This is a genomic window from Pseudomonas sp. NFX98, assembly GCF_047784845.1.
Taxonomy (GTDB): Bacteria; Pseudomonadota; Gammaproteobacteria; order Pseudomonadales; family Pseudomonadaceae; genus Aquipseudomonas.
On record NZ_JBLNNF010000009.1, the window covers coordinates 227,978 to 253,771 of the forward strand.

Consider the following 25,794-nt stretch of genomic DNA (forward strand, 5'->3'; position numbering starts at 1 on the left):
GTAGGGCGTTGCGCGCGATCAAGTATCTTTTACAGCAGGTCTTTAATCAACAACTCAGCCAGCTGCACAGCATTGAGCGCGGCGCCCTTGCGTACGTTATCTGACGTCAGCCAGATATTTAGTTCCGACAGGTCGTCGATACCATGGCGAACCCGACCAACGTAGACCACATCCTGCCCCACCGCATCGCCGACCGCAGTCGGATAATCACCGGCCTCGACCAGTTCGATGCCGGGTGCGTCTTCCAGTGCGGCGTTGACTTTCGTCAGGTCGATTTCGCTCGCGGACTGCAGGGTCACGCTATAGCTATCGCCAAAAAACACCGGGGCTTGAATGCAAGTGACGGATATTTTCAGAGAAGGCAGCGCCATGACTTGCCGCAGCTCTCGCACCAGGCGTTTTTCCAGCAGCGTATGACCCTGCTCGTCCGGCTTGCCGACTTGTGCCAGCAGGTTGAAGGCCATCTGCCGATCAAAGAACTTCGGCTCCAGCGGGCGCACATTGAGTAGCTCGGCGGTCTGCCGCGCCAGTTCGCTGACAGCCTCGCGACCTTGAGCCGACACCGCCAGGCTGGCGGTCAGGCTGATGCGCTGCAAATCGAGCAAGCCCAGCAATGGCGCGAGTACCACCGCCAACGTGGTGGCCGATGGGCTCGGGCTACTGACCTGGAATGGCTTTTTCAGACCGGCCAGCACTTGGGCGTTGGCTTCCGGCACCACTTGCGGCGCTTGATCGGCGGGCAAGGCGCCGGACAGGTCGATGATCGAGCAACCGGCAGTGGTGGCGCGGGAAGCGAAACTCAGGGTCGCTGCCGGGCCTGCGGCAAAGAACACCAGTTGCACTTTGCTGAAGTCGAACTCATCGGCTTCGCGCACACGCACGTTCTTGCCGCGAAACGGCACCGAACTGCCGGCGGATTCGCTACTGGCCAGCAAGTGCAGGTTGCCGATCGGGAAGTCGCGTTCTTCGAGAATCTGCACCAGCGTTTCGCCGACAGTACCGGTGGCGCCGATCACGGCAATATCAATGGACTGGCTCATGGTTCTACCTCTGGCGAAACGGGGGGAGCGGCACTTTACCGGGTGGGTAGCTGTTCGGCAATTTAGAGCAAAAGATCGCAGCCTTCGGCAGCTCCTACAAAGGAATGCGAACACCTGTAGGAGCTGCCGAAGGCTGCGATCTTTTAACGGCCAATAAAAAACCCGCACCTCTTTCAAGGCGCGGGTTGTTTCATTGCATCAATCGATCAACGCTCAAGCAGGATCCGCAGCATGCGACGCAGCGGTTCGGCCGCGCCCCACAGCAGTTGGTCGCCGACGGTGAACGCGCCGAGGAACTGCGAGCCCATGTTCAGCTTGCGCAAACGGCCGACCGGAATGTTCAGGGTGCCGGTGACCTTGTTCGGGCTCAGCTCCTGAATGCTGATATCGCGGTTGTTCGGCACCAGCTTGACCCAAGGGTTGTGCTGGCTGATCAGCCCTTCGATATCGGCCATTGGCACGTCTTTGTTCAGCTTGATGGTCAGGGCCTGGCTGTGGCAACGCATGGCGCCGATGCGCACGCAGATGCCGTCCACCGGGATCGGGCTCTTGAAGCGACCGAGAATCTTGTTGGTCTCGGCCTGGGCCTTCCACTCTTCGCGGCTCTGACCGTTCGGCAGTTCCTTGTCGATCCACGGGATCAGGCTGCCGGCCAGCGGTACGCCGAAGTTTTCGGTCGGGTATGCATCACTGCGCATGGCTTCGGCGACACGACGGTCGATGTCGAGGATCGCGCTGGCCGGGTCGGCCAGTTGATCGGCGACAGCGGCGTGGGTCGCGCCCATTTGCTTGATCAGTTCACGCATGTTCTGCGCGCCGGCACCGGAGGCCGCCTGATAAGTCATGGCGCTCATCCATTCCACCAGACCGGCTTCGAACAGACCGCCCAGGCCCATCAGCATCAGGCTGACGGTGCAGTTGCCGCCGATGTAGTTCTTGGTGCCCGCGTCCAGTTGCTGGTCGATGACCTTGCGGTTGACCGGGTCCAGAACGATGACCGCATCATCCTGCATGCGCAGGCTGGAAGCGGCGTCGATCCAGTAACCCTGCCAGCCGGCTTCGCGCAGCTTGGGGAACACTTCGCTGGTGTAGTCGCCACCCTGGCAGGTCAGAATCACGTCGAGGGTTTTCAGCTCTTCAATGCTGTAAGCGTCCTTGAGCGGAGCAATGTCCTTGCCCACGGACGGGCCTTGGCCACCGACATTGGAAGTGGTGAAAAACACCGGCTCGATAAGATCGAAATCCTGCTCTTCCAGCATCCGCTGCATGAGCACGGAACCGACCATACCGCGCCAACCGATCAGACCTACACGTTTCATCGCAACTACACCTTCTTGAAATGTGGGCCGCTGCTTTATCTTGAATTTGGCAGCGGGCCCGAGAGATTACAGATTCCGCAGCGCGGCGACTACTGCGTCGCCCATTTCCTGCGTACCGACTTTAGTGCAACCGGCCGACCAGATGTCACCGGTGCGCAAGCCCTGATCCAGCACCAGGCTGACGGCTTTTTCGATGGCATCGGCCGCGGCCTGCTGGTTGAAGCTGTAACGCAACATCATCGACACCGACAAAATGGTCGCCAGCGGGTTGGCGATGCCTTTGCCGGCGATATCTGGCGCCGAACCGTGGCACGGCTCGTACATGCCCTTGTTGTTGGTGTCCAGGGACGCCGAAGGCAGCATACCGATGGAACCGGTGAGCATCGAAGCCTGATCGGACAGAATGTCGCCGAACATGTTGTCGGTGACGATCACGTCGAACTGCTTCGGTGCACGCACCAGTTGCATCGCGGCGTTGTCGACGTACATGTGGCTCAGTTCGACTTGCGGGTAATCCTTGGCCACTTCTTCGACGATTTCACGCCACAGTTGGCTGGACGCCAGCACGTTGGCCTTGTCGACCGAGCACAGCTTCTTGCCACGGACCATCGCCATGTCGAAACCGACACGGGCGATGCGACGGATTTCGCTTTCGCTGTACGGCAGGGTGTCGTAGGACTGACGCTCGCCGTTTTCCAGGGTGCGGGTGCCGCGTGGCGCGCCGAAGTAGATGCCGCCGGTCAGTTCGCGAACGATCAGGATGTCCAGGCCGGAAACGATGTCCGCTTTCAGGCTGGAAGCCTCGGCCAGTTGCGGGTACAGGATCGCCGGACGCAGGTTGCCGAACAGGCCCAGTTGCGCACGAATTTTCAGCAGGCCGCGCTCAGGGCGGATGTCACGCTCGATGGCGTCCCATTTCGGACCGCCAACGGCGCCCAGCAGCACGGCATCGGCAGCGCGAGCACGGTCCAGGGTTTCGTCGGCCAGCGGCACGCCGTGCTTGTCGATGGCGGCGCCGCCGATCACGTCGTGGCTCAGCTCGAAGCCCAGGCTGTACTTGTCGTTGGCCAGCTCCAGCACCTTGACCGCTTCGGCCATGATTTCCGGGCCAATACCGTCACCTGGGAGAATCAGAATCTGCTTGCTCATGCTTTCCTCATGTCTTCAGTCGGTGCGCCATCGACCGGCGCGCCCGGAAAAATGCTTATCGTTCGGCGCTTATCGTTCAGCCATCAGCACGAGTACATCCGTACTGAACGAACCATCGGCCTCAATCTCAAAATATTCGCGTACTTCGTTGCCCATCGATTGCTGCAGTTCGCGGATCGCTGCACGCATCACTTGCGGTGTGCGCATGCGTTCGACCCAGCTGTTGTATTCCAGGCGCAGACGCTGACGCGTGGTGCTGCGGGTATGCAACCCCGCTTCGCTGACCTGACGCAACCACTCACCGGCGGAATAATCGCGCACATGGCTGGTGTCGCGCAGCACTTCGACGCTTTGCAGGTAAGTGTCGAACAACGGGCTGCCCGGTGACAACACATCGATGAACGCCGCCACGCCACCCGGTTTCAACACTCGACGCACTTCGCGCAGGGCCAGGCCGAGATCGCTCCAGTGATGCGCCGAATAACGGCTGAAGACGAAGTCGAACTCACCATCGGCGAATGGCAGACGCTCGGCGGCACCGTTGACCGTGGACACATTGCTCAAGCCACGGTCGACAGCAGCAGCCGTCACCACGTCGAGCATTTGCTGCGACAGGTCATAGGCCACCACTTCTTTTACCAATGAGGCAACGTGAAAACTCACGTGGCCGGCGCCGCAACCCAGGTCCAGAACCCGCGCATCGCCCTGCCCCGTCAACTCGGCCTGTAGCAGCGCGAATTCGGTACCTTGAGCGTGTACGGCGCTGCTCAGGTAGGCCGCAGCCTGTTCACCGAATTGCTTCTGGACTACCTGGGTGTGCTGGGCGGTGCTGGTCATGGGGACTTCCTTTTGGGGTGAGTCTTGGGGTGTTCATTCGGGCCTCATCGCTGGCAAGCCAGCTCCCACAGGTTTTGTGAACACCGCAAATCTCTGTAGAAGCTGGCTTGCCAGCGATGGCGTCATCACGCCTTACGCAAAATCAAGCGTCGCGAAACAACCAAGGCTGGCTCGCACGGTGCTTGGCTTCAAACGTCGCAATCGCATCGCCGTCCTGCAAGGTCAGGCCGATGTCGTCCAGACCGTTGAGCAGGCAGTGTTTGCGGAACGCGTCGATTTCGAAGTTCAACACCTTGCCGTCCGGACATGTCACGGTCTGGGCTTGCAGATCGACCTGCAACTGATAGCCCGGATTGGCCTCGACCTGCTGGAACAGTTCATCGACTTCAGCGTCGCTCAAGATGATCGGCAGCAAGCCGTTCTTGAAGCTGTTGTTGAAAAAGATGTCGGCGTAGCTCGGCGCGATGATGCTGCGGAAACCGTACTCTTCCAGTGCCCATGGCGCGTGCTCACGGCTGGAGCCGCAACCGAAGTTCTCGCGGGCCAGCAACACGCTGGCGCCTTGATAACGCTCGGCGTTGAGGACGAAGTCCTTGTTCAACGGGCGCTTGGAGTTGTCCTGATATGGCTGCCCCACATCCAGGTAACGCCATTCATCGAACAGGTTCGGGCCGAAACCGGTGCGCTTGATCGACTTCAAAAACTGCTTCGGAATGATCTGGTCGGTGTCGACGTTGGCACGATCCAAAGGCGCGACAAGTCCAGTATGTTGGGTAAATGCTCTCATGCTTACTGCGCTCCCTGAATCAATTCACGGACGTCGACGAAACGACCGTTCAAAGCGGCGGCGGCGGCCATGGCCGGGCTGACGAGGTGAGTACGACCACCGGCGCCCTGACGGCCTTCGAAGTTACGGTTGGACGTCGAGGCGCAATGCTCGCCGGACTCCAAACGGTCCGGGTTCATCGCCAGGCACATCGAGCAACCTGGCTCGCGCCATTCGAAACCGGCTTCGAGGAAAATCTTGTCCAGGCCTTCCGATTCAGCCTGTGCCTTCACCAGACCCGAGCCCGGCACCACGATGGCCTGCTTGATGGTCGAGGCCACTTTGCGGCCCTTGGCGATCACGGCCGCAGCGCGCAAATCTTCGATCCGCGAGTTGGTGCAGGAACCGATGAACACGCGATCCAGCTGAATGTCGGTGATCGCCTGATTGGCGGTCAAACCCATGTATTTCAAGGCACGCTCGATGGAACCGCGCTTGACCAGGTCCATTTCCTTCGCGGGATCCGGCACATTCTGATCCACAGCCAACACCATTTCAGGCGAAGTGCCCCAGCTGACTTGCGGCTTGATTTGGGTCGCGTCGAGCTCGACGATGGTGTCGAACTTCGCATCGGCGTCGGACACCAGGTCTTTCCAGGCCTCGACGGCCAAATCCCATTCCGCGCCTTTCGGGGCAAATGGACGGCCCTTCACGTAAGCCACGGTTTTTTCGTCAGCCGCCACCAGACCTACGCGAGCGCCGGCCTCGATGGACATGTTGCAGATGGTCATGCGGCCTTCAACGGACAGATCGCGAATCGCGCTGCCGGCGAATTCGATGGCGTGGCCATTACCGCCGGCGGTGCCGATCTTGCCGATCACGGCGAGGACGATGTCCTTGGCCGTCACGCCGAACGGCAATTTGCCCTCGACCGACACCAGCATGTTTTTCATTTTCTTGGCGACCAGGCACTGAGTGGCGAGCACGTGCTCGACCTCGGAAGTGCCGATACCGTGAGCCAGAGCGCCGAATGCGCCGTGGGTCGAGGTATGGGAGTCGCCGCAGACCACGGTCATGCCCGGCAAGGTAGCGCCCTGCTCCGGACCGATGACGTGGACGATGCCTTGGCGGATGTCGTTCATCTTGAATTCGACGATGCCGTATTCATCACAGTTGTCGTCGAGGGTCTGGACCTGCAAACGCGAGACCTGGTCGGCAATGGCTTCGATGCCGCCCTTGCGCTCAGGGGTGGTCGGTACGTTGTGGTCCGGGGTTGCGATGTTGGCATCGATGCGCCAAGGCTTGCGCCCGGCCAGACGCAGGCCTTCAAAGGCTTGCGGCGAGGTCACTTCATGGATGATGTGACGATCGATGTAGATCAGCGCAGAGCCATCGTCGCGCTGCTTGACCAAATGCGAATCCCAGAGCTTGTCGTAGAGCGTTTTGCCGGCCATCAGACGGTTCCTCATCAGCTTGTTTCTATGCCCTGGATCTTGAGTAATTCAATAACCCTTTGGCTTGTGAGGCTGATCCTATGGGGTTACATTAAATAACTCAAATTCATATTTTTTATGCTTTGGATAACCAACTGGAATACGACCATGGACCTGGCCAACCTCAATGCCTTTATTGCCATCGCCGAGACCGGAAGTTTCTCCGGCGCGGGCGAACGGCTGCACCTGACACAGCCGGCGATCAGCAAGCGCATCGCCGGGCTGGAGCAGCAATTGAAGGTACGACTGTTCGATCGACTGGGCCGCGAAGTCGGACTGACCGAGGCCGGTCGCGCCCTGCTACCAAGGGCCTACCAGATTCTGAATGTCCTTGATGATACGCGCCGCGCCTTGACCAACCTCACCGGCGAGGTGACCGGTCGTCTGACCCTCGCCACCAGTCACCACATCGGCCTGCACCGTTTGCCACCCTTATTAAGGGAGTTCACCCGACGTTATCCCGAGGTCGCGCTGGATATTCAGTTTCTCGATTCGGAAGTGGCCTACGAAGAAATCCTCCATGGCCGCGCGGAACTGGCGGTGATTACCCTGGCGCCGGAGCCCCACGCCTTGGTCAAGGCCACGCCGGTATGGGACGACCCGCTGGATTTCGTGGTCGCGCCGGAGCACTCGCTGCTCAATAACGGCAAGGTCAGCCTCGCGGATATCGCCCGACACCCGGCCGTATTCCCCGGCGGCAACACCTTTACCCACCACATCGTCCAGCGCCTGTTCGAGGCCCAGGGCCTGACGCCAAACATCGCCATGAGCACCAACTACCTGGAAACCATCAAGATGATGGTGTCGATTGGCCTGGCCTGGAGCGTGCTGCCGCGCACCATGCTCGATGATCAAGTTGCGCGAATACCTTTGCCGGGCATACAACTGTCTCGCCAGCTAGGCTATATCCTGCACACGGAACGGACGCTGTCGAATGCCGCACGGGCCTTCATGGCCTTGCTGGACGCTCAAATCGATCTGCCAGGGACTCAAGGCTAAGTTGTGCTACTCCTATAGAGCTGCGAAAACCTGTCACAAATAGCCAATTCAGCCTAAGGCTTGCCAATGCCGAAATCTGTTGACCGTATTCCGCCGATGCCGCGCATCCAGGCACTTGACCCCAAACGCTCCGAGCAGAGCTGGGAAAGTGCCCCACAATTGCTGGCAGCCCTGAACGGCGCACGTTTGGGCGCCTGGTATTGGGACATCGAGCGCGGGCAGATCAGTTGGTCGCGGGGTACGCAGGCGCTATTCGGTTTCGATCCACGGCAACCACTGCCGGAAGATCTGGAATACCTCGATTTGCTGCCCCCCGAAGACCGGGCGAAAACCGTCCGCGCCTTCCACGCAGTGATTGCCGGCGCACCGCTGGAGCATGCGATGCACCACCGCATTCGCTGGCCCGACGGCAGCCTGCATTGGCTGGAGATCAACGGCAGCCTGCTGCCGGACAAACACGGTCGGCCCCGGATGATCGGCGTGATCCGCGAGATCACCCACCAGCGCCAGCGCGAACAGGCCCTGAGCAGTTCGGAAAAACGCTTCGCCACGCTGTTTCACTTGTGCCCGAACATGGTCCTGCTGACCCGACAGGAAGACGGCCTGATCACCGAAGCCAACCAGTATTTCGAAAGCCTGTTCGGTTGGCCGGTGCAGGACGCGATCGGCCGCACCACTTTGGAATTGGGCCTGTGGGTGCACCCCGAGCAACGGGCGCAACTGGTCACGGCGACCAAAGCCAAGGGTGAGTTGACCAGCATGGAGGTGCAGTTTCGCGCCAGTAACGGACAGATTCATGACGGCATCCTCAGCGCACAAAAGGTCGAACTCGAGGGCCAGCCGTATTTGCTCAGCACATTCCTCGACACCACCGACCGCAAGGCCGCCGAACACGCACTCAAAGACAGTCAGGAACGCCTCGACCTGGCGCTGGATTCAGCGCAACTGGGCACCTGGGATTGGCACATACCCAGTGGCATGCTCTACGGCTCGGCCCGCGCTGCGCAGTTGCACGGCCTGGACGCCAAGCCATTCCATGAATCTTTCGACGAGTTCTTCGAAGGCGTGCCCGGCGAGGAACGCGACACCATGCGAGACGCCTACCGCAGTCTGCGCGAAGGTCCGGCCGGCAACTATCAACTGACCTATCGCGTGCAATTGCCGGACGGCAGCTCGCGCTATCTGGAAAGCCGCGCCCGCCTCTATCGCGATGAAAACGGCCTGCCGCTGCGCATGGCCGGCACCCTGCTCGACATCACCGACCAGGTCGAACGCGAACAACGGCTGGTGGCTTCCGAAGAGAAATTCGCCACGCTGTTCCAGGTCAGCCCGGACCCGATCTGCGTGACCCGCCAGGACACCGGCCAGTTCATCGAGATCAACTCCAGCTTCACCCAAACCTTCGGCTGGAGCGCCGCCGACGTGATCGGTCGCAGCGCCGACGAAATCGGCTTGTGGGATGCCTCGGCGAAAAGCTTGCAGCGAATCGAACAGGTGATTCGCGAACAAGGCCTGAACAACGTGGCGATTCTCGTCCAGCACAAGGACGGGCAATCCCTGACCTGCGTGATTTCCAGCCGCCAGATCAGCGTCGGCGACCAGCCGTGCATCGTCACCACCCTGCGCGACATCACCCAACAACAGCGCTCGGAAGCAGCGCTGAAGGCCAGTGAAGAGAAATTCGCCAAGGCGTTTCACTCCAGCCCCGACGCCATCACCATCACCGAACGCGACACCGGGCGCTATCTGGAGGTCAACGACGGTTTCTGCCGCTTGACCGGTTACCGCGCCGATGAAGTGATCGGCCGCACGGTTTATCAGGTCGGCATCTGGGCTGAAGAGAAGCAACGCTCGGCGCTGTTGGCCGAACTGCAGATCAAGGGCCGGGTTCATCATCAGGAAATGCTCGGGCGCAACAAGCGCGGCGAGTTGCTCACCGTCGAAGTCTCGGTGGAACCGATCACCCTCAACGAAACCGCGTGTCTGCTGCTGACTGCGCGGGACGTCAGCCTGCTGAAAAACGCCGAGGCTCAGATCCGCCACCTCGCCTACCACGACCCGCTGACCAACCTGCCCAACCGCGCCCTGCTGATGGATCGCCTGAGCCAGCAAATCGCCCTGCTCAAGCGACATAACCTGCGCGGCGCGCTGATGTTCCTCGACCTCGACCACTTCAAGCACATCAATGACTCCCTCGGCCATCCGGTGGGCGACACGGTGCTGAAAATCATCACTGCACGCCTGGAAGCCAGCGTGCGCATGGAAGACACCGTCGCGCGCCTGGGCGGTGATGAATTCGTGGTGTTGCTCAGCGGTCTTGAAGGTTCGCGCAACGACGTCAGCGCCCAGGTGCGGCAACTGGCCGATACCTTGCGCGAATTGCTGTCCGAGCCAATGTTCCTCGACGGCCAGCGCCTGCAAGTGACGCCGAGTATCGGCATCGCGCTGATTCCCGATCACGGCTCCACACCGACCGACCTGCTCAAGCGTGCCGACATCGCCCTGTATCGCGCCAAGGATTCGGGGCGCAATACCGCGCAGATGTATCACAACACCATGCAGAAGGCCGCGAGCGAGCGCTTGCGCATGGAGACCGACCTGCGCCTGGCCTTGTCCCGCGGCGAGTTCCGCGTGCATTACCAACCGCAGCTCGATGCGCGGGATAACCGCATCGTCGGCGCCGAAGCGCTGGTGCGCTGGAACCATCCGGAGCTCGGCGCGCAATCGCCCACCGAGTTCATCAAGGTACTGGAAGACAGTGGCCTGATCCTGGAGGTCGGCACCTGGATTCTCGACGAAGCGTGCCAGGCCTGCCACCTGATGATTGCCAACGGTCTGGTGGACCCACTCGATTTCAGCCTGTGCGTGAACATCAGCCCACGGCAGTTCCGCCAGAACGACTTCGTCGAGCGCATCGAGGAAAGCCTCGCCAGCTACGGCTTGCCCTGCTCGCTGCTGAAACTGGAAATCACCGAAGGCATCGTCATCCAGAACCTGGAAGACACCATCAGCAAAATGCGTCGTCTGAAAAAGCTCGGCGTCAGTTTCGCCATGGACGACTTCGGCACCGGTTATTCATCGCTGACTTACCTCAAGCGTCTGCCGGTCGACACCCTGAAAATCGACCAGTCGTTCATCCGAGACGCCACCACCGACCCCAACGACGCCGAGATCATCCGCGCCATCGTCGCCATGGCCCGCAGCCTGGAACTGAAAGTGATTGCCGAAGGCGTCGAGACGCCAGAGCAGCTGGAGTTTTTGCAGGGGCTGGGTTGTCACTTTTATCAGGGCTATCTGCACAGCCAGCCGTTGCCGGTGGAAGAGTTTCAAAAATTGCTGCGATAACGCGCACCCCTGTAGGAGCTGCCGAAGGCTGCGATCTTTTGATTCTGATTGTAAAAAAAGATCAAAAGATCGCAGCCTTCGGCAGCTCCTACCTTTCAGCTATCGCGACGCCATACCTTCGTATGAATCATTAAAACCCAGACATGACGCCACTGACCCTGTGTAGGAGTGACGCAGTATCGGGTGCACCGTACATTCATCCCATGGCGAACAAACGTCTCGCCCCCGCTAGTCAATGATCGCGACAACCGATCATTTTCCCTGGCAACACCCCGGCGTCTCTTCCCGATCACACGGCCGGGTTTTCTGCGCCCGCATACTCGTTATGCGGGCGCTTTTTTTTGACATTGAGGTGATCCATGGGTGAATACCGCAAATTATGGTGGTCGCTGATTGGCGTCCTCGGCGTGACCTTCTGCCTGCTCGGCTGGTTCGGTCACGAGATCTATCGACAGGCACCGCCGATTCCCGATCAGGTACAAAGCGTCGAGGGCAAAACCCTTTTCCGTTCCGACGATATTCTTGATGGCCAAACCGCCTGGCAAAGCATCGGTGGCATGCAGCTGGGCTCGATCTGGGGCCACGGCGCCTATCAGGCACCGGACTGGACCGCCGACTGGCTGCACCGCGAATTGCTCGCCTGGCTGGACCTGGCGGCGCAGCAGAATTACGCCAAGGCTTATCAGGATATCGATGACGACCAGCAGGCCTTGCTGCGTCATCAACTCAAACGCGAGTACCGTGGCAACCGACTGGTCGACGGCACGCTCGTGCTCAGCGAGCGCCGTGTCCAGGCCATCGCGCAAACCGCTGCGTATTACCACGATCTGTTCGGCAACGACCCTTCGCTGCATCACAGCCGCGAAAGCTTTGCCATGAAAGAAAACACCCTGCCCGACGCCGCCCGACGCCAGCAGTTGACGCAGTTTTTCTTCTGGACCGCATGGGCTGCCGCCACCGAACGCGACAACCAAAGCGCGACATTCACCAACAACTGGCCCCACGAGCCGTTGATCGAAAACCACCCGACCGCGGAAAACATGGTCTGGTCGATCGTCAGCATCGTCGTGCTGTTGGCGGGTATTGGCTTTCTGGTCTGGGGCTGGGCGTTCCTGCGCAATCACGAGGAAGGCGAACCCAACGTTCCGGCACAGGACCCGTTGAGCCTGATCAAACTCACGCCTTCGCAAAAGGCCCTGGGCAAATACCTGTTGCTGGTCGGTGCACTGTTCGGCTTCCAGGTACTGATGGGCGGCCTGACCGCGCACTACACGGTCGAGGGCCAGGATTTTTATGGTGTGCCGCTATCGAAGTGGTTCCCCTACTCGCTGACCCGAACCTGGCATTTGCAGAGTGCGATGTTCTGGATCGCCACCGGATTTCTCGCGGCCGGACTGTTCCTGGCGCCGTTCATCAACGGCGGCAAAGACCCGAAATGGCAGAAGCTCGGCGTGGATGTGTTGTTCTGGGCACTGGTGTTGGTGGTGGTCGGCTCGTATGCCGGTAACTTCCTAGCCATCGCTCAACTGATGCCGGCGCAATGGAGCTTCTGGCTCGGTCATCAGGGTTACGAATACGTTGACCTCGGTCGTCTGTGGCAAATCGCCAAGTTCGCCGGGATCGTGTTCTGGCTGGTGCTGATGTTGCGCGCGATGGTCCCGGCCTTGCGCCAGCCTGGCGACAAAAACCTGCTGGCCTTGCTGGCCGCGTCGGTCATCGCCATCGGTTTGTTCTACGGCGCTGGCCTGTTCTATGGCGAGCGCACCAACCTCTCGGTCATGGAGTACTGGCGTTGGTGGGTCGTGCATCTGTGGGTCGAAGGCTTCTTCGAAGTGTTCGCCACCACTGCCCTGGCTTTCATTTTCACCAGCATGGGGCTGGTCTCCAAACGCCTGGCCACCACCGCCACCCTCGGCTCGGCCTCGCTGTTCATGCTCGGCGGCGTACCCGGCACGTTCCACCACATCTACTTCGCCGGGACCACCACGCCGGTGATGGCTGTCGGCGCAACCTTCAGCGCCCTGGAAGTGGTGCCGCTGATTTTGCTCGGCTATGAAGCCTGGGAAAACTGGCGCCTGAAGGAGCGCGCACCGTGGATGGCACGACTGCGTTGGCCGTTGCAGTTCTTCATCGCTACCGCGTTCTGGAACATGCTGGGCGCCGGAGTATTCGGCTTCCTGATCAACCCACCGATCGCGCTGTATTACATTCAGGGTTTGAACACCACGCCCTTGCACGCACACGCGGCGTTGTTCGGGGTTTATGGCTCCCTGGCGCTGGGCTTCAGCTTGCTGATCCTGCATTACCTGCGACCGAATCTGCAGTTCAACGATCGACTGATGAACACCGGCTTCTGGTGGCTGAACGGCGGCCTGATGCTGATGATCGTCACCAGCCTGTTGCCGATTGGCATCCTGCAGTTTTACGCCAGCGCCAGCCAAGGCCTGTGGTACGCCCGCAGCGAAGCGTTCATGCAGCAAGACCTGCTGCAAACTCTGCGCTGGGTGCGCACGTTCGGTGACATCGTGTTCCTGGTCGGCGCGTTTGCGGTGATCTGGCAGATTGCTGGCGGCTTGCTGTTTTCGTCCCGGCATCCCCGTGCAATCGAAACAGCGACGTTCACCGGTCAACGTTGAATCGCAGACACAAAGAAGGGCGCCATTGGCGCCCTTCTTGTTGCTCTGGAAGAGATTACTCAGAGATTTTTCAGGCCGCTTCAGCCACCGGCAACCCCAGCAAACGCGAGACATTATCCAGCTCTGTCTCGCGACGCAGGACGGTGAACAGTTCGACGGCTTCGGGATAATTGCGCGTCAGCATCGCCAGCCATTGCTTCAAGCGGCCCGGCGATTGACGCGCTGTCATCTGCGCCTTGGCTTGCAGCCAGAAGTCCTGGATCAGCGGCAGCAGCTCGGCCCAGGTCATTTTCACAACCTCTTCACCGGCCCGCGCGGCGGCGATTTGCTTCGCCAGATCAGGACGCGAAACCAGACCGCGACCGAGCATGATGTCTTCAACGCCGCTGATTTCGCGGCAACGGCGCCAGTCTTCGACGCTCCAGATATCGCCATTGGCGAACACCGGTACTTTGACTACGTCCTGCACGCGCGGAATCCATTCCCAATGTGCTGGCGGCTTGTAGCCGTCGACCTTGGTGCGGGCATGAACCACGATGTGTTCAGCGCCGCCTTCGGCCAAAGCCGTGGCGCAAACCAGCGAGCCGTCAGGACTGTCGAAGCCCAGGCGCATCTTGGCGGTGACGGGAATGTGCGCCGGAACGGCGCGACGGACGTGCTCGACGATCTGGTTCAGCAGTTCAGGTTCTTTCAGCAGAACTGCGCCGCCACGGGATTTATTCACGGTCTTGGCCGGGCAACCGAAATTCAGGTCGATCACTTCCGAGCCCAACTCGCAGGCCAGCGCGGCGTTTTCCGCCAGGCACACCGGATCAGAACCCAGCAACTGCACGCGCAGCGGCACACCGGACGCGGTGCGGGCACCGTTGAGCAGCTCCGGGCCGAACTTGTGGAAATAGGCCGGCGTGAGCAACTGGTCGTTGACCCGGATGAACTCGGTCACACACCAATCAATGCCGCCCACTCGGGTCAGCACGTCGCGCAGGATGTCGTCGACCAACCCCTCCATGGGCGCCAAAGCAATTTGCATGAAAAACACACTCAACGAAAAACGTGCGGCAGTTTACTGGTTTTCACTCTTGAAAAGGTAAACCCTGTAGGAGCTGCCGAAGGCTGCGATCTTTTGATTTTGCTTCTTGAAGATCAAAAGATCGCAGCCTTCGGCAGCTCCTACACAAATTGTGTCAGGCCGGAGTTTGCAACGCCGGGCCGTAGCCTTCAATGAATTCGGTCGGCATGCGCTTGGGCTTGCCGGTGGACAGCTCTATGCAAACGAATGTGGTTTGCGCGCGCAGCAACGTCGAATTGTCACTCGGGCGCTTCAACTGGAAGTGTCGGGTCATTTTCAGGCGCTGGTCCCAATCGACGATCCAGGTCGCCAATTGCAGCTCATCGCCCTCATAGGCTGCGGCCAGGTAATCGATCTCGTGCCGCACCACCGCCATCGCCCGGTCCAGCCGACGGTATTCGACCAGGTCCAGGCCAAGTCGCTGGGAATGGCGCCAGGCACAACGTTCGAGCCACGTCACGTACACCGCATTATTGGCGTGGCCCAGCCCGTCGATGTCTTCGGCGCCTACTTGCAGATCAATGATAAACGGCGTTGCCCGATCCCAGCCCATGCCCCACTCCCGGTCAGATAATTTCGACCGGGGCAGTGTAACGGATGCTCAGGCCGATTGGCGCGATTGCAGGCTGCGACCGGCCAGCAGTGATAACACGCCATCAATCACCCGGGGGTCAGCCAGTACCCGCTGATGGCCACCCTCTTGCAGGCGCAACAGTCGGCTGTCGAACCAGGCTTCGTGGATCAGTTGAGATTCCTTGACCGAGACAAAGTTGTCGTCCTCGGCATGGACGATCAGGCCCGGCATATCGAGTTGATAGTGCGCGACGTCCAGCGTGGCAGCACGCATGCCCACGTCTTTTTCGACCTGACGAATGAACGCCGAGCGCGCTTTCGGTGGCAATCGCACGTAGCGGGCAAAACCACGCAGTACGCCGAGGATTCGTGCTGGCGCGGCGATGCTGACCAACGTTTCCGTGCGCAAGCCCAATTGCACGGCCAGCATGGCACTGGCGCCGCCCATGGAGTGACCGATGACCGCTTGCAGCGGCGGCAATTCAGCGGCGGCTTCAAGCATGGCACGGGCGAACAACACGACATTCGCCTCGGTGCCTGGCGAACGACCGTGTGCCGGACCGTCGAGGGCAACCACGGTATAACCGGCATCGACCAGTGCGGTGATGAGGTTGGCAAACTGCGTCGGCCGGCCTTCCCAGCCGTGCATCAGCAGCACCGTTGGCCCCTGCCCCCAACGCAATGCCGAAAGACCAAAGCGCAGAGTGATCCGTTCGGATTTGGCCAGCAGCGGCAGCTCCCAATCACCCGGCTGGAAATTTCGCGGTGTCATGAATGCCACGCGCATTTTGCTCGCTACCAGCTTCGGCGCAAACCAACCCAAGGTGCCATTAACGCCACGAACCCACTTCAACGTGCTCATCGCTCTATCCTCAGGCTGTCGCCTTCAGGTCAACGCACCGCGGTCTTGGCAGCGCGCAACAATCGATCAGATAAATCACCTGGCCCCAGCGCGCGTGCCAGCGCCAGGCCTCCCACCATCAAGGCCATGTCGGCCAAAGCTTTGTCGGTGTCCTCCGGACTGGCCGCCAACTGCGCGACCATCAACTCCAGGTGTTCGTTCAGCGCGATTCGGAAAGTCTCGGGCAGACGCCCAAGCTCACCGATCGAGGCCGGAATCGGACACGCCGCCTCGCTGGAATCGCGATGCTTGCGCGACAGATAGAACGCAGCGACCAAGGCGCGACGCTCTTCACCGGTCAATTCGGCATCCATGTCGGCAATCAAGTCACGACGGCGACCCAGCAATTGTTTGAAGGCCTCCAGCATCATCGCGTCCTTGCTTTCGAAGTGCGCATAGAAGCCACCGACCGTCAGGCCGGCTGCGCCCATCACTTCGCCCACGCTCGGTTCGGCCGGGCCACGCTGAATCAGCGCTGCACTGGCGGCCTTGAGGATGCGTTCGCGGGTTTGAGCTTTTTTATCGTTCATCGTTGCCTCCGAATATTACGACTAGAATATTATTCTCATAATAATTTTCTGCAAGTCGTGGATGTGACCGCTGGTCTGAAGAACAGTTTGAAAGAAAGAGGGAGATTTGGCCAAACGCCAGACAAACAAAAGGGCCATTCAATAATTGAATGACCCTTATAAAATCCCGCAGAGCGGGTAATCGTGGCGTCCCCTAGGGGACTCGAACCCCTGTTACCGCCGTGAAAGGGCGGTGTCCTAGGCCACTAGACGAAGGGGACACAAACCTTCTATACAACTGATCAGTGCTGAGAGCTGATCGATTCAAGGCCGGTGTGGCCAGACCTTGAACTGTAAAATTGGTGGAGCTTAGCGGGATCGAACCGCTGACCTCCTGCATGCCATGCAGGCGCTCTCCCAGCTGAGCTAAAGCCCCGGATTTTTCGCCTCGCGGCGGAGCGACATCTTGCAACATCGCTTCTGTAAAACTGGCGTCCCCTAGGGGACTCGAACCCCTGTTACCGCCGTGAAAGGGCGGTGTCCTAGGCCACTAGACGAAGGGGACGCAAACCCTTCTATACAACAGATCAACGCTGAGTGTTGATCGCTTCAAGGCCGGTGTGGCCAGACCTTGAAGTGTAAATTGGTGGAGCTAGACGGGATCGAACCGTCGACCTCTTGCATGCCATGCAAGCGCTCTCCCAGCTGAGCTATAGCCCCTCATCGTTGATGTCATCGCTGAGGACGGGGCGAATCTTAAGGGCGTATCGAAAGCCTGTCAAACTTATTTTTGAAAAAAATCAAAACTTTTTGTCGGCATAACAACCACTTACCGCCCTTCCCCCGAAAATCCGGGGTACCGCCGAAGAACAGGATCAAAAGATCGCAGCCTTCGGCAGCTCCTACATGGGGTCAAACTTCGTTAAGCAATGTTGCCCAACAGCTTTTCCCACTCTTTGTTTTCTTTCTTCGACACACCGCCCAGCAGGTCGATGGCCTGGCGCAGACGGAAACGAGTCAGGTCCGGCCCAAGGATTTCCATCGCATCGAGCACCGACACCGAACTGGCCTGACCGGTGATCGCAGCGAACATCAGCGGCATGGCGTCACGCAGCTTCAACTCCAGGGATTCCACAACAGCCTGAATGGTTGCGGTGATGCTGTCCTTCTCCCACTGACGCAGGCTTTCGAGTTTCCACAGGATCAACTGCATCAACTGACGAACCTGATCGCCCGAGAGCTTCTTGGATTCGAACAGCTTGGCATCCGGGTTCACGCCACCGGCAAAGAAGAACCCGGCCAACGGTGCAACCTGGCTGAAGGTTTCAACCCGGCCCTGCACGTGCGGAGCGATCTTCATCATGTATTCGGAGTTGAGTGCCCACTTCTGTACCCGCGAAGCAAACTCTTCCACCGGCAGGTCACGCAGCCATTGGCCGTTGAGCCACGACAGTTTCTCGATGTCGAAAATCGGCCCGCCGAGGGACACGCGCTTGAGGTCGAAGTTATCGACCATTTCCTGCAACGAGAACTTCTCGCGCTCGTCCGGCATCGACCAGCCCATGCGACCCAGGTAGTTGAGCATCGCTTCAGGCATGAAGCCCATGCGCTCGTAGAACGTCACCGAGGTCGGGTTCTTGCGCTTGGACAGCTTGCTCTTGTCCGGATTACGCAGCAGCGGCATGTAGCACAGCTCCGGTTGTTCCCAGCCGAAGTATTCGTAAAGCAGGATCAGTTTCGGCGCCGATGGCAGCCACTCTTCGCCACGCAGCACGTGGGTGATGCCCATCAGGTGATCGTCGACCACGTTGGCCAGGAAGTACGTCGGCAGGCCGTCGGTCTTCATCAGGACTTGCATGTCCATGCGATCCCACGGGATTTCAACGTCGCCACGCAGCATGTCCGGCACCACGCAGACGCCTTCGCTCGGCACCTTCATGCGGATTACGTGCGGTTCGCCAGCGGCGAGGCGACTCGCGACTTCTTCCTTCGACAGCAACAGCGCCCGGCCGTCGTAACGCGGGGTTTCGCCGCGAGCCATTTGCTCGGCGCGCATCTGGTCAAGCTCTTCGGCGGTGCAGAAGCACGGGAAGGCATGGCCCAGGTCAACCAGTTGCTGGCAGTACTTCTGATAGATATCGCCGCGCTCGCTTTGACGGTATGGACCGTGCGGGCCGCCGACATCCGGGCCTTCGCTCCAGTCGATACCCAACCAGCGCAAGGCGTCGAAGATCTGCTGTTCGGACTCGCGGGTCGAACGCAATTGGTCAGTGTCTTCGATCCGCAGGATGAACTCACCGCCATGCTGCTTGGCAAAGCAGTAGTTGAACAAGGCGATGTAGGCGGTACCTACGTGGGGATCCCCGGTAGGCGATGGCGCGATGCGAGTGCGGACGGTGGTCATGGCATGTCTCGAAAAGAATAAAAGCGAAGTGCAAACAAGAGGCGAATGGTAACAGGCGGACCCCGCCCGGCTCCAGTGAACAGGGCATTTAAGCCAAGGTTGCGTCTGTAACGCCCTTATGGCGCGGTGAATGGCCGAATATCAGTCGAGGGCATTTACCGCTTATCGGCTGTATGCCAGATTCGCCTGCTGATAACTTTCCTTACATATTCTCGACTACAGTTTGCCCCATGCCTGCCCAACTCAAGCGTCGCCTGTCCATTTTCCTGCTGCTCGTCCTGCTGATTGCCGGGGGCTTCTTTGCCCATTGGTTCTTTAAAGGGCGGTTTTATGAGAGCACGGACAACGCGTATGTCCAGGGCGAGATCACCCGTGTGTCGAGCCAATTGGGCGCGCGCATCGATCAGGTGCTGGTGCAGGACAACCAGCACGTCGAGAAAGGCCAGTTGCTGATCCGGCTCGAAGGCGATGACTTCCGCCTCGCCGTCGACCGCGCCAACGCGACGCTCGCCACCCGCCAGGCCGAACGCCTGCAAGCCCAGAGCAAGCTGACCCAACAGGCCAGCCTGATCGCCGCCAGCGATGCGCAAGTTGCGTCCAGCCAGGCCAGCCTCGGCCGCTCACAGATCGACCTGAACCGCGCCGAAACCTTGCGCAAGCCCGGTTATGTTTCGGAAGAGCGCGTGACCACCCTCTCCGCCGACAATCACATCGCCCGCTCGCAACTGACCAAAGCCCAAGCGGATGCTCAGGGGCAACGCCAGCAAGTCAACGCGTTGACCGCTGAAATCAAACGACTCGACGCGCAGATAGCCAATGCCAAGGCCGATCTGGCCCAGGCCGAACTGAACCTGACCCGCAGTGATATTCACGCGCCGATCAGTGGCCTGATCGGCCAGCGTGCCGCGCGCAATGGTCAATATGTACAGGCTGGCGCTTATCTATTGTCGATCGTGCCCGATGAAGACATCTGGATTCAGGCCAATTTCAAAGAGACCCAGATTGGCCACATGCAGCCCGGCCAGAAAGCCGAGCTGACCTTCGATGCCTATGGCGACACGCCGATCGAAGCGCGGGTCGATAGTCTGTTCGCCGCCTCGGGCGCGCAGTTCAGCCTGTTGCCGCCAGACAACGCCACCGGCAACTTCACCAAAGTCGTGCAACGGATTCCGGTCAAACTGACCTTCGTCGCCGACAACCCGCTGCGCGGCAAAATCCGCCCGGGCATGTCGGTCACCGCCAAGGTGAACATCAAGGACGCCCCGGAAAACGAACGCGCCAAATTGAGCAGCAAAGACGCCGCTGACGATGGCCGGTGATCAACTGATCCGCCCGGTCGGAGAGCCGACGCGGCGGGACTGGATTGCGGTGATGAGTGTGATGCTCGGCGCCTTTATGGCGGTGCTCGACATCCAGATCACCAACTCGTCGCTCAAGGATATTCAGGGCGCACTGTCGGCAACGCTGGAAGAAGGCTCGTGGATTTCCACCTCGTATCTGGTGGCGGAAATCATCATGATCCCGCTGACCGCGTGGCTGGTTCAGTTGCTGTCGGCGCGTCGTCTGGCGGTGTGGGTGTCGCTCGGATTCCTGTTCGCGTCCTTGCTGTGCTCCATGGCCTGGAGCCTGGAAAGCATGATCGTCTTCCGCGCCTTGCAGGGCTTTACCGGCGGCGCGCTGATTCCGCTGGCATTCACCCTCACGCTGATCAAACTCCCCGAACACCATCGCGCCAAGGGCATGGCGATGTTTGCCATGACGGCCACATTCGCGCCTTCCATCGGCCCGACTCTGGGCGGCTGGCTGACTGAAAACTGGGGCTGGGAATACATCTTCTACATCAACATCCCGCCCGGCCTGATCATGATCGCCGGCCTGATGTACGGTTTGGAGAAGAAAGAAGCGCATTGGGAATTGCTGAAAAGCACCGACTACACCGGCATCGTCACCCTTGGCGTCGGCCTCGGTTGCTTGCAGGTATTTCTGGAGGAAGGTCATCGCAAGGACTGGCTTGAATCGGACCTGATCGTGACCCTCGGCAGCATTGCGCTGATCAGCCTGATCACCTTCGTGATCGTGCAGTTTTCCAAGCCCAATCCGCTGATCAACCTCGGCATCCTCGGTAATCGAAACTTCGGCCTGTCGAGCATATCCAGTATCGGGATGGGAGTCGGTTTGTATGGTTCGATCTATCTGCTGCCGTTGTACCTGGCGCAGATTCAGAACTACAACGCCCTGCAGATTGGCGAAGTGATCATGTGGATGGGCGTGCCGCAGCTGTTCCTGATTCCGCTGGTGCCCAAGCTGATGAAGTACGTGTCGCCGAAATGGCTGTGCACACTGGGCTTCGGCTTGTTCGGCCTGGCGAGTTTTTCTTCGGGTGTATTGAATCCGGATTTCGCCGGACCGCAGTTCAATCAGATCCAGATCATCCGCGCGCTCGGCCAGCCGCTGATCATGGTCACGATTTCGTTAATCGCCACGGCGTACATCCTGCCGCAGGATGCGGGTTCGGCGTCCAGCCTGTTCAACATCCTGCGCAACCTCGGCGGTGCCATCGGCATCGCCCTCCTCGCCACGCTGCTGGATGCGCGAACCAAGACCTATTTTGATTACTTGCGCGAATCCATCGTGCCGAGCAATCCGCAAGTGGCCGAGCGCATTGCGTCACTGACGGATCGGCTGGGCAACGAAAACGCGGCGCTGGGCAAGCTCAGTGAGATTGCTCATCAACAGGCCTCGATCATGGCGTACAACGATGCGTTTCATTTTGTCGGGATTGCGCTGGGGATCAGCATGTTGGCGGTGTTGTTGACGAAGAAGTTGCCGGCGGGGTTGAAGGCTGGGGAAGCCCATTGATTCACCGCAAATCAATGTAGGAGCTGCCGAAGGCTGCGATCTTTTGACCTTGCTTCTGAAAAACAAGATCAAGAGATCGCAGCCTTCGGCAGCTCCTACAGAGGGGGACGTCAGACAGTGATCAACCGCTCGCGCATCTTGGCAATCTCATCCCGCATCTGCGCAGCCGCTTCGAACTCCAGATCCCGCGCTAGCTGATACATCTTCTCTTCCAAAGCTTTAATACGCTTGGCGATCTCGCCCGGTGAGCGCAGTTCCGCTTCGTATTTGGCGTTTTCCTCGGCAGCCTTGGCCATGCCCTTGCGCTTCTTGCTGCGCGAACCCGGCACGGTGGCGCCTTCCATGATGTCGGCAACGTCCTTGAACACGCCTTTTGGCGTGATGCCATTGGCCAGGTTGAACGCGATCTGCTTGTCGCGACGACGCTCGGTCTCACCGATCGCACGTTCCATGGAACCGGTGATCCGGTCGGCATACAGAATCGCGCGACCATTGAGGTTACGCGCCGCCCGTCCGATGGTCTGGATCAGCGAGCGCTCGGAACGCAGGAAGCCTTCCTTGTCGGCATCGAGGATCGCCACCAGCGACACTTCGGGCATGTCCAGGCCTTCGCGCAGCAGGTTGATCCCCACCAGCACGTCGAAAGTACCGAGGCGCAAATCGCGGATGATTTCGACCCGCTCCACGGTGTCGATGTCCGAGTGCAGGTAACGCACGCGCACACCGTGATCGGCCAGGTAATCGGTCAAATCCTCGGCCATGCGTTTGGTCAGAGTGGTGACCAGCACCCGCTCTTCCAGAGCGACCCGCTTGCCGATTTCCGACAGCAAGTCGTCGACCTGGGTCAGTGCCGGGCGGATCTCGATTTGTGGGTCCACCAGTCCGGTCGGACGCACCACCATGTCAATGACGCGCCCGGCGTGCTCGGCTTCATAGTTGCCCGGGGTCGCCGAGACGAAAATCGTCTGCGGGCTGATGCTTTCCCATTCATCGAAACGCATCGGCCGGTTGTCCAGCGCCGACGGCAGGCGGAAACCGTACTCGACCAGCGTCTCTTTACGCGAACGGTCGCCTTTGTACATCGCGCCCACCTGCGGCACGCTGACGTGGGATTCGTCGATCACCAGCAAGGCGTCTGCCGGCAGGTAATCATAAAGAGTCGGCGGCGGCGCGCCGGCTTCACGGCCAGACAGATAGCGTGAGTAGTTTTCGATGCCGTTGCAGTAACCCAGCTCAAGAATCATTTCCAGGTCAAAACGGGTGCGCTGCTCCAGTCGCTGCGCTTCCACCAGTTTGTTGTTGGAGCGCAGGTATTCCAGACGCTCCTTCAATTCCTCCTTGATCCCTTCCACGGCACCCATCAGGGTTTCCCGGGGCGTCACGTAGTGGCTCTTCGGGTAGAAGGTGAAACGCGGCAATTTGCGGATGACTTCGCCAGTCAGCGGATCGAACGCCGACAGGCTTTCAACCTCGTCGTCGAACAGCTCAATGCGGATCGCTTCGAAATCGGATTCCGCCGGGTGGATATCGATCACGTCGCCCCGCACTCGGAACGTCGCACGGGCGAAATCCATGTCGTTGCGGGTGTATTGCAGGTCGGCCAGGCGTCGCAGCAACTCACGCTGATCGAGCCGGTCACCGCGATCCACGTGCAAGACCATCTTCAGATAGGTTTCCGGGCTGCCCAGACCGTAGATGCACGACACGGTGGTGACGATGATCGCGTCCTTGCGTTCCAGCAACGCCTTGGTCGCCGACAGTCGCATCTGTTCGATGTGATCGTTGATCGAGGCATCCTTCTCGATGAAGGTGTCCGAGGACGGCACATAGGCTTCGGGCTGGTAGTAGTCGTAATAGGAAACGAAATACTCCACGGCATTGTTCGGGAAGAACGCCTTGAATTCGCCGTACAGCTGCGCGGCCAGGGTCTTGTTCGGCGCCAGCACCAGGGTTGGGCGCTGCACCTGAGCAATCACGTTGGCGATGCTGAAGGTCTTGCCCGAGCCGGTCACACCGAGCAACGTCTGGTGCGCCAACCCGGCTTCGATGCCCTCGACCATCAGACGGATGGCTTCCGGTTGATCGCCGGCGGGTTCAAAGCGAGTGACTAGCTGAAATTCAGACATGTAAAACCTCTGGGATCACTCTTGCCGACAAAACCGGCACGAACGAGAAAGACCGCAAACGACCGATGTCGCCCGAGGAAAAAACTGGATTGCGCTCAATGTGGAGCCGATTGCCATCGCTTTCAAGGCAAACGTCCTACAACACGTAAAGCCTTTGACGACGTCAATCGACTAACGGTCGAAAAATAATCGGAAAAACTTACCGTAAAAGCCGATTCGTCTGTCGCCATGTGTCGCAGATGGCCTCTATACTAGCTCCCCGTTTGTGCACCGCTCTAGTGCATTCGGCTGGAGCGCGACACGTCCCTCCATTCTCCATTCAGAGCCGCCGCAAAAATGAGCCTGTTCTCCGCTGTCGAAATGGCACCACGCGATCCAATCCTGGGCCTCAACGAAGCATTCAACGCCGATACCCGTACCAATAAGGTCAACCTGGGGGTCGGTGTTTATTGCAACGAGGAGGGGCGAATTCCACTCCTGCGCGCCGTTGTCGAAGCCGAAACGATTCGCGTCGCTCAACACGCTTCCCGTGGCTACCTGCCAATCGATGGCATCGCTGCCTACGACCAGGCCGTGCAAAAGCTGCTGTTCGGCAATGATTCGCCGCTGATCGCTGCCGGCCGCGTGATCACCACCCAGGCCGTTGGCGGTACTGGCGCACTGAAAATCGGTGCCGACTTCCTCAAGCAATTGCTGCCGAACGCCGTTGTGGCGATCAGCGACCCGAGCTGGGAAAACCACCGCGCACTGTTCGAAACCGCTGGCTTCCCGGTGCAGAACTATCGCTACTACGACGCCGCGACCCACGACGTAAACCGCGCTGGCCTGCTGGAAGACCTGAACGCCCTGCCGTCCGGTTCGATCGTGGTGCTGCACGCCTGCTGCCACAACCCGACCGGCGTGGACCTGAGCCCGGCGGACTGGAAAAACGTTCTGGAAGTAGTCAAAGACAAAGGCCACGTGCCGTTCCTCGACATGGCCTATCAAGGTTTCGGCGACGGCATCGACGAAGACGCCGCTGCTGTGCGTCTGTTCGCTGAATCCGGCCTGACCTTCTTCGTGTCCAGCTCGTTCTCCAAATCGTTCTCGCTGTACGGCGAACGCGTTGGCGCCCTGTCGATCGTCAGCGAATCGAAAGAAGAAAGCGCGCGCGTGCTGTCGCAGGTCAAACGCGTGATCCGCACCAACTACTCCAACCCGCCGACCCACGGTGCAAGCATCGTCGCTGCTGTGCTGAACAGCCCGGAACTTCGCGCTCAGTGGGAAGCCGAACTGGCCGAAATGCGCCTGCGCATTCGCGGCATGCGCACCCAGATGGTCGACACCCTGGCGAAAAACGCACCTCAGCGTGATTTCAGCTTCGTCGGTCGTCAGCGTGGCATGTTCTCCTACTCCGGCCTGACGGTTGAGCAAGTGACCCGTCTGCGCAACGAGTTCGGCATCTACGCCCTGGACACCGGTCGCATCTGCGTGGCCGCGCTGAACCAGAGCAACATCAAGGCCGTTACGGATGCCATCGTTCAGGTGATCTGAAGCGCGTCGTGATACGAAAAACGGGACGCCATTGGGCTTCCCGTTTTTTATTTGTGGCAGATAAATCTCAAAGCCGAGGCTCAGCCCTCTAAACTGCACACAATTCAATTGTGGGAGATTCTATGGTTGAGGGGAAGCCCTCAACCTGCTTTCGGTTGGTATTCACCTTGCCCTTTTAGCAGTGCAAATACGATCCGGGCAAGCTTGCGAGCCAGTATCACCAGGGCCTGCGTGGT

The 25,794-nt window shown here is 59.6% G+C and carries 18 protein-coding genes, 4 tRNA genes and 1 pseudogene; 6 read left to right on the forward strand and 17 right to left on the reverse strand.

Features of this window, described 5'->3' with window-relative positions:
• Positions 1-29: 29 nt before the first annotated feature.
• From ACM110_RS14710 to leuC, 6 genes are all read right to left on the reverse strand, one after another.
• Positions 30-1,040 (reverse strand): aspartate-semialdehyde dehydrogenase, encoded by a 1,011-nt coding sequence (locus ACM110_RS14710; protein ID WP_416128321.1) that lies wholly within the window; start codon positions 1,038-1,040, stop codon positions 30-32.
• A gap of 206 nt (positions 1,041-1,246) precedes the next feature.
• A complete protein-coding gene (gene asd / locus ACM110_RS14715; RefSeq protein ID WP_338585806.1) occupies positions 1,247-2,359 on the reverse strand; it encodes an aspartate-semialdehyde dehydrogenase in 1,113 nt (370 codons plus the stop codon).
• A gap of 66 nt (positions 2,360-2,425) precedes the next feature.
• A complete protein-coding gene (gene leuB, locus ACM110_RS14720; RefSeq protein ID WP_416128322.1) occupies positions 2,426-3,508 on the reverse strand; it encodes a 3-isopropylmalate dehydrogenase in 1,083 nt (360 codons plus the stop codon).
• A 69-nt stretch (positions 3,509-3,577) separates the two neighbouring features.
• On the reverse strand, positions 3,578-4,345 hold the full coding sequence (locus ACM110_RS14725; protein ID WP_416128323.1) for a class I SAM-dependent methyltransferase: 768 nt from the start codon (positions 4,343-4,345) through the stop codon (positions 3,578-3,580).
• A 142-nt stretch (positions 4,346-4,487) separates the two neighbouring features.
• Positions 4,488-5,132, reverse strand: a complete 645-nt coding sequence (gene leuD, locus ACM110_RS14730) for a 3-isopropylmalate dehydratase small subunit (protein ID WP_416128324.1) — start codon at positions 5,130-5,132, stop codon at positions 4,488-4,490.
• A 2-nt stretch (positions 5,133-5,134) separates the two neighbouring features.
• Complete coding sequence (leuC, locus tag ACM110_RS14735; RefSeq protein ID WP_416128325.1) at positions 5,135-6,565, reverse strand: 3-isopropylmalate dehydratase large subunit; 1,431 nt, start codon at positions 6,563-6,565, stop codon at positions 5,135-5,137.
• A gap of 147 nt (positions 6,566-6,712) precedes the next feature.
• Here leuC and ACM110_RS14740 point away from each other — a divergent pair, with 147 nt between their 5' ends.
• From ACM110_RS14740 to ACM110_RS14750, 3 genes are all read left to right on the forward strand, one after another.
• On the forward strand, positions 6,713-7,603 hold the full coding sequence (locus tag ACM110_RS14740) for a LysR family transcriptional regulator (protein ID WP_338585800.1): 891 nt from the start codon (positions 6,713-6,715) through the stop codon (positions 7,601-7,603).
• Positions 7,604-7,669: 66 nt separating this feature from the next.
• The gene (locus tag ACM110_RS14745) at positions 7,670-10,948 is read left to right on the forward strand and encodes a PAS domain S-box protein (protein ID WP_416128326.1); all 3,279 of its coding nucleotides are present in this window, start codon (positions 7,670-7,672) and stop codon (positions 10,946-10,948) included.
• 359 nt (positions 10,949-11,307) lie between these two features.
• A complete protein-coding gene (locus ACM110_RS14750; protein WP_416128327.1) occupies positions 11,308-13,584 on the forward strand; it encodes a nitric-oxide reductase large subunit in 2,277 nt (758 codons plus the stop codon).
• A gap of 70 nt (positions 13,585-13,654) precedes the next feature.
• Here ACM110_RS14750 and ACM110_RS14755 read toward each other — a convergent pair whose 3' ends face one another.
• The 9 genes from ACM110_RS14755 to gltX form a co-directional block, all read right to left on the reverse strand.
• The gene (locus ACM110_RS14755) at positions 13,655-14,614 is read right to left on the reverse strand and encodes a tRNA dihydrouridine synthase (protein ID WP_416128328.1); all 960 of its coding nucleotides are present in this window, start codon (positions 14,612-14,614) and stop codon (positions 13,655-13,657) included.
• A 154-nt stretch (positions 14,615-14,768) separates the two neighbouring features.
• Positions 14,769-15,206, reverse strand: coding sequence for an acyl-CoA thioesterase (locus ACM110_RS14760; RefSeq protein WP_416128329.1), 438 nt, complete (start codon positions 15,204-15,206; stop codon positions 14,769-14,771).
• A 48-nt stretch (positions 15,207-15,254) separates the two neighbouring features.
• On the reverse strand, positions 15,255-16,088 hold the full coding sequence (locus ACM110_RS14765; RefSeq protein WP_416128330.1) for an alpha/beta fold hydrolase: 834 nt from the start codon (positions 16,086-16,088) through the stop codon (positions 15,255-15,257).
• A gap of 29 nt (positions 16,089-16,117) precedes the next feature.
• Entirely contained in the window at positions 16,118-16,657 is a 540-nt protein-coding gene (locus ACM110_RS14770; protein ID WP_416128331.1) for a TetR/AcrR family transcriptional regulator, read from the reverse strand.
• Between the two features lie 184 nt (positions 16,658-16,841).
• A tRNA-Glu gene (locus ACM110_RS14775) sits at positions 16,842-16,917 on the reverse strand.
• Between the two features lie 79 nt (positions 16,918-16,996).
• Positions 16,997-17,072 (reverse strand) — tRNA-Ala (locus tag ACM110_RS14780).
• Positions 17,073-17,125: 53 nt separating this feature from the next.
• A tRNA-Glu gene (locus tag ACM110_RS14785) sits at positions 17,126-17,201 on the reverse strand.
• Positions 17,202-17,280: 79 nt separating this feature from the next.
• Positions 17,281-17,356, reverse strand: a tRNA-Ala gene (locus tag ACM110_RS14790).
• Between the two features lie 202 nt (positions 17,357-17,558).
• Positions 17,559-19,040, reverse strand: a complete 1,482-nt coding sequence (gltX, locus tag ACM110_RS14795; RefSeq protein ID WP_416128332.1) for a glutamate--tRNA ligase — start codon at positions 19,038-19,040, stop codon at positions 17,559-17,561.
• A gap of 230 nt (positions 19,041-19,270) precedes the next feature.
• Between gltX and ACM110_RS14800 the strand changes: the two genes are divergently transcribed.
• Together ACM110_RS14800 and ACM110_RS14805 are read left to right on the forward strand one after the other, a co-directional pair.
• Positions 19,271-20,359 carry an HlyD family secretion protein gene (locus ACM110_RS14800; protein ID WP_416128333.1) on the forward strand — a complete coding sequence of 363 codons (1,089 nt, stop codon included), beginning with the start codon at positions 19,271-19,273 and terminating at the stop codon, positions 20,357-20,359.
• Between the two features lie 49 nt (positions 20,360-20,408).
• A complete protein-coding gene (locus tag ACM110_RS14805; protein WP_416128340.1) occupies positions 20,409-21,899 on the forward strand; it encodes an MDR family MFS transporter in 1,491 nt (496 codons plus the stop codon).
• Between the two features lie 110 nt (positions 21,900-22,009).
• On the opposite strand, the gene uvrB is transcribed toward ACM110_RS14805, so the two are convergent.
• Positions 22,010-24,025: an excinuclease ABC subunit UvrB gene (gene uvrB / locus ACM110_RS14810; RefSeq protein WP_416128334.1), complete on the reverse strand. Its 2,016-nt coding sequence runs from the start codon at positions 24,023-24,025 to the stop codon at positions 22,010-22,012.
• Positions 24,026-24,361: 336 nt separating this feature from the next.
• On the opposite strand from uvrB, the gene ACM110_RS14815 reads away from it, so the two are divergent.
• Entirely contained in the window at positions 24,362-25,558 is a 1,197-nt protein-coding gene (locus ACM110_RS14815) for an amino acid aminotransferase (RefSeq protein WP_416128335.1), read from the forward strand.
• 140 nt (positions 25,559-25,698) lie between these two features.
• Here the strand turns inward: ACM110_RS14815 and ACM110_RS14820 are convergent.
• Positions 25,699-25,794 (reverse strand): annotated as a pseudogene (locus tag ACM110_RS14820) (IS110 family transposase); the annotation flags it as partial.